The organism is Jiangella sp. DSM 45060 (genome assembly GCF_900105175.1).
Classification (GTDB): Bacteria; Actinomycetota; Actinomycetes; order Jiangellales; family Jiangellaceae; genus Jiangella.
On record NZ_LT629771.1, the window covers coordinates 5355083 to 5369848 of the forward strand.

General features: G+C 73.7%; 13 protein-coding genes. 5 read left to right on the forward strand and 8 right to left on the reverse strand.

Annotation, left to right across the window (positions count from 1 at the left end; genetic code table 11):
• Positions 1 to 9 precede the first annotated feature (9 nt).
• On the forward strand, positions 10 to 750 hold the full coding sequence (locus BLU82_RS23780) for a trans-aconitate 2-methyltransferase (RefSeq protein ID WP_092623485.1): 741 nt from the start codon (positions 10 to 12) through the stop codon (positions 748 to 750).
• Here BLU82_RS23780 and BLU82_RS23785 read toward each other — a convergent pair.
• A complete protein-coding gene (locus BLU82_RS23785; protein ID WP_092623486.1) occupies positions 728 to 1390 on the reverse strand; it encodes a GntR family transcriptional regulator in 663 nt (220 codons plus the stop codon). The genes BLU82_RS23780 and BLU82_RS23785 overlap by 23 nt on opposite strands.
• A gap of 27 nt (positions 1391 to 1417) precedes the next feature.
• Complete coding sequence (locus BLU82_RS23790) at positions 1418 to 2737, reverse strand: FAD-binding oxidoreductase (RefSeq protein ID WP_092623487.1); 1320 nt, start codon at positions 2735 to 2737, stop codon at positions 1418 to 1420.
• Positions 2738 to 2784: 47 nt separating this feature from the next.
• Here BLU82_RS23790 and BLU82_RS23795 point away from each other — a divergent pair, with 47 nt between their 5' ends.
• The 3 genes from BLU82_RS23795 (at position 2785) to BLU82_RS23805 (ending at position 5548) form a co-directional block, all read left to right on the forward strand.
• The gene (locus BLU82_RS23795; protein ID WP_092623488.1) at positions 2785 to 4197 is read left to right on the forward strand and encodes a PLP-dependent aminotransferase family protein; all 1413 of its coding nucleotides are present in this window, start codon (positions 2785 to 2787) and stop codon (positions 4195 to 4197) included.
• A gap of 338 nt (positions 4198 to 4535) precedes the next feature.
• On the forward strand, positions 4536 to 5027 hold the full coding sequence (locus BLU82_RS23800) for a MarR family winged helix-turn-helix transcriptional regulator (RefSeq protein ID WP_092623489.1): 492 nt from the start codon (positions 4536 to 4538) through the stop codon (positions 5025 to 5027).
• Positions 5024 to 5548 (forward strand): hypothetical protein, encoded by a 525-nt coding sequence (locus tag BLU82_RS23805; RefSeq protein ID WP_092623490.1) that lies wholly within the window; start codon positions 5024 to 5026, stop codon positions 5546 to 5548. Before BLU82_RS23800 ends, BLU82_RS23805 begins: the two co-directional genes overlap by 4 nt.
• 132 nt (positions 5549 to 5680) lie before the next feature.
• Here BLU82_RS23805 and BLU82_RS23810 read toward each other — a convergent pair whose 3' ends face one another.
• From BLU82_RS23810 to BLU82_RS23825, 4 genes are all read right to left on the reverse strand, one after another.
• Complete coding sequence (locus BLU82_RS23810) at positions 5681 to 6667, reverse strand: NAD(P)-dependent alcohol dehydrogenase (RefSeq protein WP_092623491.1); 987 nt, start codon at positions 6665 to 6667, stop codon at positions 5681 to 5683.
• Positions 6668 to 6753: 86 nt separating this feature from the next.
• The gene (locus tag BLU82_RS23815) at positions 6754 to 7719 is read right to left on the reverse strand and encodes a hypothetical protein (RefSeq protein ID WP_092623492.1); all 966 of its coding nucleotides are present in this window, start codon (positions 7717 to 7719) and stop codon (positions 6754 to 6756) included.
• Positions 7720 to 7723: 4 nt separating this feature from the next.
• The gene (locus BLU82_RS23820; RefSeq protein ID WP_197682421.1) at positions 7724 to 8419 is read right to left on the reverse strand and encodes a TetR/AcrR family transcriptional regulator C-terminal domain-containing protein; all 696 of its coding nucleotides are present in this window, start codon (positions 8417 to 8419) and stop codon (positions 7724 to 7726) included.
• Positions 8420 to 8450: 31 nt separating this feature from the next.
• On the reverse strand, positions 8451 to 8891 hold the full coding sequence (locus BLU82_RS23825; RefSeq protein WP_231947573.1) for a MarR family transcriptional regulator: 441 nt from the start codon (positions 8889 to 8891) through the stop codon (positions 8451 to 8453).
• Here BLU82_RS23825 and BLU82_RS23830 point away from each other — a divergent pair.
• Positions 8875 to 9537, forward strand: coding sequence for a DoxX family protein (locus BLU82_RS23830; protein WP_231947574.1), 663 nt, complete (start codon positions 8875 to 8877; stop codon positions 9535 to 9537). The two genes, BLU82_RS23825 and BLU82_RS23830, sit on opposite strands and share 17 nt — an antisense overlap.
• Here the strand turns inward: BLU82_RS23830 and BLU82_RS23835 are convergent.
• Both BLU82_RS23835 and BLU82_RS23840 read right to left on the reverse strand, forming a co-directional pair.
• Positions 9527 to 10015, reverse strand: a complete 489-nt coding sequence (locus tag BLU82_RS23835) for a hypothetical protein (RefSeq protein WP_092623495.1) — start codon at positions 10013 to 10015, stop codon at positions 9527 to 9529. The two genes, BLU82_RS23830 and BLU82_RS23835, sit on opposite strands and share 11 nt — an antisense overlap.
• A gap of 30 nt (positions 10016 to 10045) precedes the next feature.
• On the reverse strand, positions 10046 to 14695 hold the full coding sequence (locus BLU82_RS23840) for a CehA/McbA family metallohydrolase (protein WP_157741220.1): 4650 nt from the start codon (positions 14693 to 14695) through the stop codon (positions 10046 to 10048).
• Positions 14696 to 14766 lie beyond the last annotated feature (71 nt).

Genomic DNA, 14766 nt, shown 5'->3' on the forward strand with positions numbered 1-14766 from the left:
CATTCGGCCATGACCGAGGAGTACCGGTTCTATGGTGACCTCGCCGCGTGGTGGCCGCTGATCTCACCGCCCGACGACTACGCCGACGAGGCCGCCGTCATCGCGTCGGCACTCGAATCCGCCGACCTCCCGGTCCGCGACGTGCTCGAACTGGGCAGCGGCGGCGGGCACAACGCCGTCCACCTGAAGCGCCGGTTCACGCTGACGCTGGCGGACCTGTCGCCGCGCATGCTGGCGGTGTCGCGCGAGCTGAACCCCGAGTGCGAGCACGTCGAGGGCGACATGCGCGACCTGCGCCTGGGCCGCGCGTTCGACGCGGTGTTCGTGCACGACGCGGTCGGCTACCTGCTCACCGAGGAGGACCTCGCCGCCACGGTCGCGACGGCGTTCGCGCACTGCCGGCCGGGCGGCGCCGCGGTGTTCGTGCCGGACCACACGACGGAGACGTTCGCGGAGCGCACCGAGCACGGCGGCGGCGACGGCGACGACGGCCGCGGCGCGCGGTTCCTCGGCTGGACGTGGGATCCGGACCCCGGCGACACCTGGGTGCGCACGGAGTATGTGCTGCTGCTGCGCGAGAAGGACGGCAGCACCGAGACCGTGCACGAGACGCACCGGATCGGGCTGTTCGGCCGCGACGTGTGGCACCGGCTGCTGGCCGCCGCCGGGTTCGAGCCGATGGTGCTGACCCGCCGCGACGGCCCCGACGACGAGCCGCGCGACCTGCTCATCGGGCACCGTCCGGGCTGACCAGCGCCCGTTCGTAGGCCGCGACGGAGTGGCGGACGTGCGCCCGCGACACCCGCTCGGCCCGGGCCGCGTCGCCGGCGGCGATGGCGGCCATGATCGCCTCGTGCTCGCGCAGCGTGCGCACGATGCCGCCGGACGGCCGGCCCGACCACGCGAGCCGTATCTGCCCGGACAGGTTCTCCGTGACCCTGGCCAGGCGGGCGTTGCCGGACGCGCGCCAGATGGCCCGGTGGAACTCGACGTCGAGGTCGCGCAGGCCGGCGAGGTCGCCGTCGCCGCCGTGCTCGCGCTGCCGTGCCAGCAGCGGGGCGAGGACGGTGCGGACGAACTCGGCGGACGACGGCGCGCGGGCCGCCCGCCGCGCCGCGATGCCGTCGAGCATCTCGCGCAGCTCGTAGATCTCCAGCAGGTCGCGCAGCCCCACCTGCGGCACGTAGAAGCCGCGGTTCGGGACGGCGACGAGGAAGCCGTCGCGTTCGAGCGCGGCCAGCGCCGACTTGATCGGCGTGGCCGACAGCCCGAGCCGCTCGGACAGCAACCGCACGATGAGCTTCGTGCCGGGTGGCAGCTCACCGCCCACGATCAGCGCGCGGATGTCGGTGTAGGCGGACTGCGCCAGGGTCCGCGCGTCGTTGGGCACACGGCATCATGGCACCGGCCCCGGACACTAGCTCCCAGCTGGGACGATGTTGTGGTTGAGGTGGAAGACGTTCTCGGGGTCGTAGGCGGCCTTCACGGCGGTGAGCCGGTCCAGCTTGGCCGGACGGTACGCGCGGCGCACGCCGTCGGCGCCCTCGTCGCTGAGCGCGTTGACGTAGGCGCCGCTGGAGAACGGCGCGATCGCGGCGGCGGTCCGGCGCGCGACGGCCATGCGCTCGGCGTCCTCGGCGGCGTCGTCCCACCGGGCGGCGGCGACGTACTCGAAGAGGGCGTCGCGCTGGCTGAACGCGGAATCGTCGTCGGGGACGTCGGCGATGGCGCCGCCGTAGGCCTGCAGGCCGATGCCCATCTCGGCGTCGCCGTGCGCGACCATCGCGTCGATCGCCTCGTCCGGCAGGCCGCGCACGTAGTGGCCCTTCCAGTAGCGGCGGTACGCGTGGCCCTCCGGCGAGTCCTCGCGGGTCTGCAGCTCGAGGTAGGACAGCTCGCCGACGTTCTCCGTCACGGGCACGCCGAGCGAGCGCAGCCGCGGCAGCAGGTCCGCCGCCCGCTCCGTCGGACCGGCCCACACGTACCCGACGGTGGCCAGCCCGCGGCCCATCGACGCGGCGAAGGTGGCCTCACGGGGCGCGTCGGCGCTGAGGTCGCGCCAGCCGCGCAGCACCGCGGCGGCCTGCTCCAGCGGGTAGGTCAGCTCGGCGACGTAGGCGCGGGTGCCGGTGGCGTGCAGCTGGAACTCGAACTCGGTGACGATGCCGAAGTTGCCGCCGCCGCCGCGCAGCGCCCAGAACAGCTCCGGGTGCTCGTCGCGGGTGACCCGCAGCTGGTCGCCGTCGGCCGTCACCAGCTCGTAGGACACGACGTTGTCGCAGCTCAGGCCGTACTGACGGGCCAGCCAGCCCATGCCGCCGCCGAGCGTGAGCCCGCCGACGCCGGTGTGCGAGACGTTGCCGGCGGTGGTGGCCAGGCCGTGCCGCTGCGCCTCGGCGTCGAGCGCGCCGAGCAGCGCCCCGCCCTGGACGCGGGCCCGCCGCGTGGCCGGGTCGACGGTGACCGCGCCCATCGGCGTGAGGTCGATCATCAGGCCGTCCTCGGGCACCGACAGGCCCAGAACGCTGTGTCCGCCGCAGCGCACGCCGATCTCCAGGCCCAGCTCGCGGCCGAGCCGGACCGCGGCGGCGACGTCGTCCGCGCCGGCGCAGCGGACGATCATCCGCGGCCGGCGGTCGACCATGGCGTTCCAGACCGCGCGCATGCGGTCGTACTGCCCGTCGCCCGGCAGGACCAGGCGGTCGCCGAGCCGTTCGCGAAGCTGTGCTGTCGTCATGTGCCGAGCATCACAGCCGGACCGGCCGCGCGATAAGGTCCAATGACATGGCCGGACCCCGGACCAATTCCACCGGCGAGAGCCTGCTCGTCGCGCTCGACCGCGAGTGCGGCGAACCGCTGCACCGGCAGCTCGCGGCGGCCGTGCGCGACGGCGTCCGGTCCGGCCGGCTGCGCCGCGGCACCATCCTCCCGCCCACCCGCCGCCTCGCCGGTGAGCTGGGCGTGTCCCGCGGTGTCGTCGTCGAGGCCTACCAGCAGCTGGTCGCCGAGGGCTACCTCACCAGCCGGACCGGGGGGTACACCGAGGTCGCCGCGGCGCCGGCGGCCCAGCCCGCGCCGTCCACCCGGCCGCAGCCGCCCGCGCCGGCCGTCGACTTCGGCTACGGCCGCTACGACGTCTCGAACTTCCCGCGCGCGGCGTGGCTGCGCTCCGTCCGCCGGGCGTTCACGCAGGCGCCGAACGAGCGGTTCGGGTACCTGACCGGCCGCGGCGTGCCTGAGCTGCACGAGGCGCTGGCCGACTACCTCAACCGCGTCCGCGGCACCGCGGCGTTCCCCGGCACCATCGTCGTCAGCAATGGGTACGCGCAGGGCATCGCGCTGCTGGCGCAGGTGCTGGCCGCCCGCGGCGCGCGCCGCATCGCCGTCGAGGACCCGTCCGCCGACGACGACCTGCGGCCGCTGGCCGGCCGGCTGGGCCTGGACGTCGTCGGGGTGCCGGTCGACGACGACGGCCTGCGCACCGACCTGCTGGCCGGCCTCGACGCCGACGCGCTGGTGCTGACGCCGACGCACCAGTGGCCGACCGGCGCGGTGCTGTCAGCGCCGCGCCGGGCCGAGGTGCTGCGGTGGGCGGAGGCGCGCGGCGCGCTGGTGATCGAGGACGACTACGACGCCGAGTACCGCTACGACCGCCTGCCGGTGGGCGCGATGCAGGGGCTGGCGCCGGATCTCGTGGCCTACTCCGGGACGGCCAGCAAGACGCTGGCGCCGGGGCTGCGGCTGGGGTGGCTGGTGCTGCCGCGCTCGTGGGTCGACGACGTCGCCGAGGCGAAGCTGCTCGCCGACCGCGGCTCGCCGGTGCTCGACCAGCTGGCCTTCGCCGACTTCCTCGCGCACGGCGAGTTCGACCGGCACCTGCGCCGCATGCGGCCGGTGTACCGGCAGCGCCGCGACGCACTGCTGGCGGCGCTGGCGGCCCGGCTGCCGGAACTGGAGCCCGCGGGCGTCTCGGCGGGGCTGCACCTGGTGGCCTGGCTGCCGGACGACGTCGACGAGGCGGCGCTGGTGGCCGCCGCGGCCCGGCAGGGCGTGCGCGTGAATGGCGTCACACCGTACCGCCTTTCTCCAGCCGATCGGGGTGGATTGATCTTCGGATATTCCGCACTGAACGAACGCGCAGTCGCGGACGGAGTCGCGAGGCTGGCCACCGCGTTCGCGCAGCTGCGCCGGACCTGACGCCTGACCGCCCGGCCAACCGGCCGCCGCCACCCGTCTGGCTGGAAGATCCGCTGGTCGCGGCCGCGTCGGCAGGTTTTTCTGGATCCAGATGCGCGAAACGGGGTCGATGGGTTACTGTTGTTTCAGAGCCGCCCTGCCGTTTTGCCCCCCAAATTGGCAGGGTGGCCCTTTCTTTGCCCGGAACCTTTTCCGCGGCCGTCAAACCTCCTGTCGCGGTGACGTCTGTCACACCTTTTTCCGGACTTTCTTCCCTCGCTGCTTTCGGTCGTTTTGGTCACCGCTCCGGGCCATGCGCTATCCTGTGAACCACCGACATAGTGAAGGTGCATCACGATATGACGACCCCGCCGGAACACGCCGAGGCGCTCGGACGCATCCTCGAGCTGGTCATCGTGGTCAGCGACGACCTGACCCGCACGCTGTCCGCGCAGGGCCTCACCGACGCCCGCGCCCACCTGCTCTGGGAACTGCACCACCGCGGGCCGTCGACGCAGCGGATGCTCGCCGACGCGCTGCGGGTCAGTCCGCGCAACATCACCGGGCTGGTCGACGCGCTGGTCGCCACCGGCTACGTCACCCGCGAGCCGCATCCCACCGACCGCCGGGCCACCCTGGTCACGTTCACCGAGCACGGCGCGGCCACGACCGCGGCCATGGAGCGCGACCAGCAGGTGTTCGCCAACATCCTCTTCGACGGCATGCCCGACGACCGCTTGGCCGCGCTGATGGAGGGGCTCGACGACGTGCTGGCGCGACTGAAGGCGCACGGCCTGACCGTCGACGCCACGCGCGAGGCCACCGACCCCGGGACCGAGGACGGACGATGACCGAGACGACCGAGCCGGCCGACGGCGCCACCCTCTTCCAGAAGGCGGCCGCCTTCGAGTCGGGCGTGTGGCGCAGCCTCTACATCTGGCTGGCGCGGCGGCCGCGGGTACCGGAGCCGGGAGCGACGCCGTTCGGCTACTACGAGCCGGTCTCGCTGATCATCTGGGTGTTCATCATCGGCTCGGCCATCGAGGTGGTGGTCGTCCACTTCATCATCCCGTGGCCGATCGTGCAGATCATCGCGCTGGTCATCGGCGTCTGGGGGCTGATCTGGATGATCGGCTACGCCGCCGCGCTGCGGGTGCACCCGCACGCCGTCGGCCCGACCGGGCTGTGGGTACGCAACGGCTCCACCGTCGACGTCGCGCTGCGGTGGTCCGACATCGACGCGATCCGCATCCAGAAGCGCACGCTGCCCGAGTCGAAGACCGTTCAGGTGGCCGACGGCGACGACGGCAACGTGCTGCAGGTGGCGGTGTTGAGCCAGCTCAACGTCCACCTCGTGCTGTTCGAGCCGTGACGGTCCAGCTGCTCGACGGCCCGGTGACCTTCACCGAGCTGCGCTTCTACGCCGACGACCCGAAGGAGCTGGTGGTGCGCGCCCGCGAGCGGCTCAGGGCGTAGCCGGCGCCAGGCCTCCCCCGCGATGGGCTCAGAAGACCACGACGATCTTCCCGCGGGCCCGGCCCTCCTCGGAGTACCGCAGCGCCTCGGGCAGCTCGGCGAACGGGTAGCTGCGGTCGATGACGGGGACCACCCGGCCGTCGTCGAGGTACTCCGTCAGGGCCAGCAGGTTCGCCCGCCGGTTCCCGCTGCCGACGACGTCGGTCATCGTCATGCGCTGCGACACGAACGGGTTCAGGAGGAGCGCGCCGAACGCGTGCCCGGCCGGCTGCACCCAGCGCCCGGCGGGCCCGCCGACGACGACCAGGGTGCCGTCGCGCGCGAGGATCCGCCGGAACGCCCACGCCGAGTGCCCGCCCGCCGTGTCGACGACGACGTCGAACGTCCGGCCGCCGCGGGTGACGTCGCCGGCCGTGCGGTCGACGACGTCGGCGGCGCCGAGCCCGCGGACGAGTGCGGCGCTGCGCCCGCTGCACACGCCGGTGACCTCGGCGCCCATCGCGACGGCCAGCTGGACGGCGAACGTGCCGACCCCGCCCGACGCGCCGTTGACCAGCACCCGCAGACCGGCCCGCACCCGGCCGTCGTCGCGGACCGCCAGCAGCGCCGTCATGGCGGCCAGCGGGACCGCGGCCGCCTGCTCGAACGAGAGGGCGGCCGGCAGCGGCGCGAGGTCGGCCGCACGCACGCAGGCGTACTCGCCGAAACCGCCGCCCGCGACCAGTGCGAACACGCCGTCACCCGGGGCGAAGCCGGTGACGTCCCGGCCGACGGCGGCGACCTCGCCGGCGACGTCGGCGCCGAGGATCTCGATGCCCGGCCGGCGCAGCCCGAGCGTGCCCGGCAGCAGGCGGGACAGCCGCGGCTCGCCACGGACGTGGTGCCAGTCGTACGGCTGCGCCGAGGTGGCGCGGACCCGGACCAGCACCTCGTCGTCGCCCGGCACCGGCGTCGGGACGTCCGCCAGCTCGAGGCCGGCCGGTGAACCGTAGGAGCGCATGACGTACGCCTTCATCGCACCCTCCTGGGCCTGCGATTCTTACGTCGTAAGGTAACCGTACGGCGTAAGGCTGTAAAGACCCAGGCACAGGTGGTGAACGATCAGTCGACCTGGATCCGCTCGAGCGTCGCGAGCGGACCGATCACGGTCGCGTCCTGGACGATCGGCGGCTCGTCCTCGGTGGTGAGACGGTGCCCGGCGCTCAGCCGCATGGTGTCGGTGCCGGCGGGAACCGTGCCGATCACGAGGTGCGCGTCGCCGCCGGCCGCGGCGTCGGCGACGAGCTCCAACGGGTACTCCACCTCGTCGACGAACACGCTCGCGCCCTCGACGACGGCTGCCACCTGCACGCCGTCGTGGGCGTCGTCACCGACGGGGAGGAGGGTGCCAGGACGCGTCACGAAGCGGCCCTCGACCCACACCTCGCCCTCGGGCGCCCATCCGCGCTCGGGCAGGTACCCGACCAGCCGCAGCTCGGCCAGGACCGCCGCCTGCACCATCGGGTACCAGCCCGCCGGCGGCTCGATCGCCGCCTCCAAGGTCCCCGCCCAGGGGACCGTCTCGATGAACGGAGACCCGCCGACGAGATCGGCCGTCACCACCGGGACCACGGCATCACGACCCTCGAAGGTGAGCACCAGCTCGGCGTCGCCGCCGTCGCCGGGCAGGACGGCGACCTGCGCCCCGGCGCCCGCGGGATCGAGCTCGACCGGGACCTCGGTGTCGCCCGCCCGCAGCATCACCTGCGTGCGGCCCGGCGCCCAGTCACCGACGTAGCCGCCGTCGGACACCGAGACCTCGACGAGGACGGCGCCATCCGGCGCGCGGACGGTCTCACCGTCGACGAACGCCTCATCCCGCACGCCGAGCGCCTCGACGAGGTAGACGCCGTCGGGCATGCGCACCGCCACCCGCTCGTCCAGCAGGTCGACGCCGGAGGAGAAGGCGGCGTCCCCCACCGGGATCGTCGCGCCCGCGGGCGCACAGCCGGCGAGCAGAGCAGCGGAGACGAACAGGACGACGCCGGCGGCCTCGCGACGGCGGCGGCCTGGAGAGAGCGGGCTCATGTCCTCATGATCCCGAACGGTCGCGCAGCCGGTCGAGGCCGTCGAGGACGAGATCGAGGCCGAACTCGAACTCGGCCTGGTCGTCGCACCAGCCCAGCGTCGAGCCGGGGTCGTCGTGCGCGATCTCGGCCAGCATGCCGGCCAGGTGCGGCAACTGCTCGGCCAGCCCGGCCAGGTCCTCGGGCGCGGCGGCGCCGTCACCGGGGTCGAACAGTTCCTGGCTGAAGCCGAGCGCCCGGCTGCCCAGCGCGTGCAGCGCGTGGTGGCCGAGGTCGTAGGAGAACCCGCCGTCGCGCATGAGGCCGAGCAGGCGGTCGTGGTAGCGCAGGATCTCGGGGCTCATCGCCGCGCGGGTCTCGAGCACCGACGGCGCCCACGGGTGGCGCAGCAGCACCTGGCGGGCGGTGAGGATGCGGCGCCTGACGGCGTCCTTCCACCGCGCACCCTCCGACCCCACCTCGAGCGCGTCGACCGCCTCGTTGATCTCCCGCGCGACGACGTCGGCGATGCCGTCGAGGACCTCGTCCTTGTTGGCCACGTGGTAGTACAGCGACATCGCCTCGGCGCCCAGCACCTCGGCCAGCCGCCGCATGGTCAGCGCCCCCAGACCCGCGTCGTCGGCGATGCGCACCGCCGCGCGGAGGACGCGGTCGCGGCTCAGCGGGGCCCGGACCGGGCCCGCTTCGGCATCGGCCGCCACGTGCATCACCTCGGCCGACCATCGTACAAAGTCAGGCCCGCTCCCCGTCGGTCCCGAGGGCATCGGTGGCCCGCCGCCCCGCGTCGAGCGTGCGGCGCAGGAAGCCGGCGATGACCTCCAACTCGGCCGTGCTGTGGTCGTCGAGGATGTCGCTCATCGCGTCGTTCATCCCTGCCAGCAGGCCGAACATCTCACCGGTGCGGTCACGCAGCGCGCGCACGAGCACCGCCCGCCGGTTCCCGGGATCGCGCTCGCGCACGACCCACCCGGCCCGCTCGAGCCGGTCGAGCACCCCAGTGACGGTGGCCGGGTGCAGGCCGGAGCGCCGAGCCAGCGCCGTCGGCGTCAGCGGCCCTTCGGTGAAGACCAGGTTGAAGCACTCGAAGTCGGCGTCCTTGAGCTCCAGCCGCGCGCCGACCCGGCGATTGAGCAGCGACAACTGCAGCGCGACGGCGTTGAGCGAGCGGCGCACGTCCGCCTGCGCCGGTCCGCGATTGACGCCGCCACCACTCGAAGATACGGTTTCCATATTATTTGAGTTCCATATCGTATGGGTTCTGTATCGACAGCGTAGTCGCGCGAGCCCACGCGATCAGGAGGTTCCCGCCGTGAACGTCATCGTCTGGATTGCCCAGTCCTTCCTCGCCCTGTTCTTCTTCCTCGTCGGCCTGCCGAAGCTGGCCGGCCGCGGCATCGATCGCTGGACCGGCTTCGAGGTCGTGCCCCGCCCGCTGACCGTGCTCATCGGGGCCGCGGAGATCGCCGCCGCCGTCGCGCTGATCGTGCCGATGGTCGTCGGAGTCGCGGAGTGGACCACGCCGCTCGCGGCGATCGGTGTCGCGGTGATCTCGCTGCAGGCCTGCGGGTTCCACCTGCGCGCGGCCGAGCGGCTGCCAGCGCTGGAGACTGCGCTGTGGGCCGCGCTCGCCGGCACGATCGCGATCGGCCGCTGGGGCGAACTGTCCGGCGGGCCGTCCGTGCCCGACGGCGTACTGGCGCCGGTGCTGGTGGTCCTGGTGGCCGCGATCGTGGTGATCCTGGTGCGGTTGTTCAGCGGACCGGCCGCGGCACACGACGGTGCCGACGACCGCAGTGGCGTCGGCGCGGTCAGTCGCTGACCGCGGCGGCGTCCACCCCGCGCCGCAGCAGACCGACGACGACGGCGCGGCAGCCACCGGCCAGGGCGAGCCCGAGCCCGGCCGCGAGCAGCGGCAACCCGACGCCGAACGGCATGCCGGCCAGGTAGTCGAGCGTCGACCGCTCGTCCACGTGCGAGAAGCTCGCCGCGACGACCGCCAGCGCGAGGAAGCCCGCACCGGCCACCGCGCCGACCGCCCACATCGCGGCTGCCATGCTGCGCCCGGCCCACATGCTCGCCACCACGGCGACCGCCAGGAAGGCCGGCGCCAGCAGCGTCCAGCCGCCACCGCCGCTGAGGCTCGCGTACGCCCACCCGGAGTACGACCACTGGTAGCCGTCCTGGTGGAACCACGGCAGCAGGTACCCGGCGCCAGCGATCAGCGCACCGGCCAGCAGCGCGGCGTCGGGCACCGGACGCAGGCTATCCCCGGACCCGGACTCGGACACGGACTCCATGAGGCCGCAGCGTAGCCGCGCGGACAGCCGCTACCCTGCGGCGTCCACCCCCTGGAGCACGGGCCGCCCCAGCGACGCGGAGAACGTCCAGACCGAGTCGAAGTCCCAGCCCATGGCCGCGTACGTCGCCTGGGTCGCGGCCTCGGCGGCGGTGCGGGTGGCGCCGTTCAGGGTGTCCGGCCCGGTGGCCGGCACCGACTGCGTCCGCGCGTCCACCGTCTCCGACGCGGCGTTGCCGATCAGCGTCGCGGTGTTCCCGGCCAGGACGCGGGCGACGACGCGGTGGGCGTAGCCGGTGGCGACGACGCGGGAGTTGAGCGCCATGCTGTCGCGCAGCGTCGTCCCGGTGTAGGCGTAACCGCTGATCCCGCCCGCGTTGGCGTTGCCGACGACCTCGACGTGGCCGGTGGCGTAGGTGCGCTCGGTCAGCGAGCCGGCGCCGGTGATGCCGGCCACCCCACCGGCCTGGCGTCCGGCGACGGCGTAGACGGCGGCGGTCGAGTAGCTGTCGCGCAGCTGCCCGTACGAGTACCCGACGACGCCGCCGACGGTCGAGCCGCCGACCATGAGGCCGGACGTCGTCACCCGCTCGACGACGCCGCGGCTGGTGTCGGCCAGGATCCCGACGTTAGCGCCGGCGGTCTCGACCGCGGCGCCGTCGACGGCCAGGTCGTGCACGCGCCCGCCCGCCGCGATCAGCGGGAACAGCCCGCCCGACGACGACGTGAACCCGGTCAGCCGGTGCCCCGCGCCGTCGAGCGAGCCGGAGAATCCGGTCCGTGCGACGGCGAGCCCGGGATGCCCGCTCAGGTCGAGGTCGGCGGCCAGCCGGTACGCCGCCGACGGGAACGCGGTGAGCTGCCCGAGGTCCGCGGCGGATGACACCAGGTAGGCGCCGTCGGTGTCGCGCGGCAGCGACGGAGTCCCCGGCTCCCCCGTGCCCGGCGGCACGTCCTCCGGCACCGACCGCAGCACCGGCCGGTGCCCGTCCGCGGACCAGGCCCAGACGGCGTCGAGGTCCCAGCCGAGCGTGTCGCGGAAGAACGCCGGGTCCCGCACCTGCGCGGCCGTCGCCGTGGCGCCGGCGAGGTTGTCCGCGGCCGGCGGGTCGAGCACGGCGGGCACGTCGGCGACGACGCCCTCGGCCGCCCAGTTGTCCGACAACGACGCGGTGTTGCCGGCCAGCACCCGGCCGAGCACGCGGTGCGCCCAGCTCGGCGCGGTCACTGACGGGTTCAGGGCGACGGAGTCGCGCAGCACGGTGCCGGTGTAGCCGTAGCCCGCGACGCCGCCGGCGTTGCGGGTCGACGCGCCCACCGGCCCGGCGGCGTAGACCCGTTCCGTCGTCGACCCGGCCAGCGCCACCCCCACGACGCCGCCGGCCTCGGTGCCGTAGCTCTGCACGCGCGCCGTGGAGTACGCGTCGCGCAGCACGCCCGCGTTGTCGCCGACGATGCCGCCGGCCCGCGAACCGGCCGTGACCAGCCCGGTGGTGTAGACGCGCTCGACGGTGCCGGTGTTGGTGTCGGCCAGGATGCCGCCCCGCGCGGTCGCCGTCGCGACGTCGGCGGCGACGATCGCGAGGTCGTGCACGGTGCCCGCGTTGCCGCCGATCAGCCCGCCGGTCGTGCTGGTGAGCCCGGTCAGCGTGTGCCCGTCGCCGTCCAGGTCGCCGGAGAACGCCTCGACCCGCGCGACGACGCCGGTGAGGTCGAGGTCGGTGGTCAGCCGGTACGACGCGGCCGGGTCGGTCCCGATCTTGGCGAGGTCGTCGGCGGAGTCCAGCAGGTACGGGTCCTCGGCGGTCCCCGAACCGGCCAGCCCTTCCTGCAGGACCACGGCCGGACGCAGCTCCTCGTTCTTGCGCGGGCTGTCCCAGAAGTGCACCCGCACCGTGTCGTGCGCGCCCGCGGTCAGCGGCGGGTCGAACGCGACCCACTGCTCGGCGCCGCGCTCGTCGAGGTCCACCTCGACCACGCGGGCGTCCAGCACCTCGCCGCCGGGGCCGGAGCGGACCGCCTCGACGGTGACCGCGCGCGGCGCGCCCGGGTAACTGATCAGCCCGACCCCGTCGAGCGCCGCATGGCTGACGTCCCACGATCCCGACGGCCGCGCCAGCACGGCCTGGTCGACCAGCCGGCCGTCCATCGCGTACGTCGACAGCTCCAGGCCGCGCCGGGTCGCCTGCAGCGCCGTCCCCTGCTGGGCGGAGGCGCCGAGCGCGAGGAACGTGACGCCGTCGACCTCGGTGCGGGAGTGGACCTGGTCGTGGCCGCCGACGTAGAGGTCGACGCCGAGCCGGCTGAACAGCTCCGCGACCTGCTGCCGCCGCGCGTTCTGGCCCGGCCGGGGCGTCCCCGCGCTGCCGAAGAACGACTCGTGCCCGACGACGACGGTCCACGGCTTGCTCGCGGCGTGGACATCATCGACCAACCAGTCCAGCTGGGCGTCGAGGTCCTGCGTGGTGTTGAGGACGACGACGTGCACGTCGCCGCGGTCGAACGAGTACGCCGTCTCGCCGATCGGCCCGCCGCCGGGCAGCGCGTACATGCTGGACGTGATCGCGTTGCGGTCCGGCGAGACCAGGTTGTACTCCAGGTCGCCGTCGCTCTCGGCGTCGCCCACCACAGGCGCGACCTGCAGGTCCAGGCCCGCGTAGACATGGTCGAAGACGTCCTCCCAGTACTCCCGGTGCACGCCGCGGGCGACGAGGTCGCCGGTCTGCACGACGGTGTCGCCGCCGGGCGCCCGGTCCCGGATCGCGTCCAGCGCGCCGCGCCAGTGCCCGGAGCCGAGCAGGTAGATCGGCCGGTTCTGCTTCCCACCGGCGACGAACGAGCCGCGCACGTCCGACCACGCGGCCTCGTCCGTCGCCCGCGGCGCCGCGCCGTCCACCGCGACGCCGAAGCGGTACTCGTAGCGGGTGGTGTCGCGCAGGCCGGTCAGCGCGAACTCGTGGCTGCGCAGCGGCTGGCCGGTGACGGTGTCCTGGTAGACCTCGCCGGGCTTGCCGATGGTGTTCAGCTCGTACGTCGTGTCGCCGGTGGACGTCAGCACCGGGGCGCTGCGCCAGGTGCGGTGCCCGGCCGGGCGGACCTGCGCGTACACCGTGCCGACGGTCGCGTCGGTGCTGACGGCGATACCCGCGGTCCCGGGCTCGGCGCCGACGGTCGCGACGCTGCCGAAGAACTGGAAGACGCCGGCCGGGTCGGCACGTTCCTGGTCGACCTGGAGGCGCAGCAGCTCCGAACCGATGTTGCCGGCGCCGTCGGCGGCCTTCACGACGACGACGTGGTCGGAGTAGCCGCGCACGGTGAACGTGCCGTCCTCGACCGGCACCACGCCGTTGTCGTCCCACACGTCGTAGGTGACGGCGGGGGTCTCGCCGCTGTCGTCGGTCGCGGTCGCCGTGGGCAGCGCGACGGTGTCGCCGTAGGCCACCGTCGTGGGCGCGGCCGGGTCGACCTCGATGACCGGCGCGTAGTCGGCGCCGCGGGTGGTCTCGCCGACCCAGACCGGCGCGGACACGATGACGTCGCCGTCGGCCTGCGTGGCCACGATGTAGAAGTAGTCGCCGTCGGCAGCGGGCAGCTCCGGCGTCACCCGCACCGACCGGCCGGACACCGCGGGCGCCTCGTACGCCACCGCGCCGTCGTTCGTGCGCACCCGCACGGACGTGAACGCGTCGGCGTCGTCGGGGTCGGTGAGCCCGATGTCGAGCGCGACCGAGGTGGTGTCCGCCGGCAGGATCGAGCCCATCAGCCGCCCGTTCGCGCCGAACTCGAGCCTGGTGTTCACGTCCTGCGTCGAGTACATGCTGCGCTCGCGCATCGCCCGGTAGACGCCGTCGCGGCTCTTCTCCGCGGCCCACACGCCGGTGATCGACTCGTCACCGGTCACCCAGTTGGCGCTGTGCTCGTCGCCGTTCCACACCGGCGCCAGGTGCCAGCCCTTGTCCAGCGCGATCTGGAACTGGGCCAGGTTGGTCGCGTTCTTCACCTCGATGAGGTCGATGCGGTCGTCGACCTCGGGGTCGAGGTGCGCGAAGGCGGCGAAGTCGCCCTTGCCGGCCGGGTCCGGGTGGTTGAACTGCGCGATCGCCTCGGGGTCCTGCTTCAGCCGGGCGTAGAACGTCGGCAGGTCGTACTTGAGGTCGCCGGTCGCGGCGCCGAACGACAGCGAGTCGCCTTCGCTTCGCGCCGTCGTGAACCAGTCGGTGTTGAACAGGTTCATGTGGCCCGAGGTGTCGTACCAGGTGATCTCCTCGGCCGGGAGCGTCACCAGGTCGTCCTGCTCGGCGTTGAACGCGTCGGACTCCTCGTGCAGGTAGCGCCACTCGTCCGACACGGCGTCGCGCCAGTCGGCGGTGAAGTCGTCGCTGTTGCGCCGGTCGTAGAGCACGTCGTGCTCGGACACCGTGAAGAAGTCGGCGTCGCTGTTCTCGGCGACGTGCTCGAACGCGTCACGCGGCGTCTCGACGCCGTCGCTGACCTCGGTGTGCGCGTGGAACTCGCCGGTGTACCAGGTCCGCCCCAGGTAGGACGGCCGCTCCTCCTCCGCCCGTGCCGGTAGGGCGGCCGCGGAGACGGCCAGCACCAGCGCGGCGGCCAGCGGGACGGGGACGGATCGGGCGGAGAGCGACACCTGCGACTCCTCGGGACGGACGGCGCGAAACGGCACGAGACCGTCCGCCACCGTGCCCGGCCCACATGACCGGCGCCTGGTGTCCGCGACGACGGCAGGTGACCAGC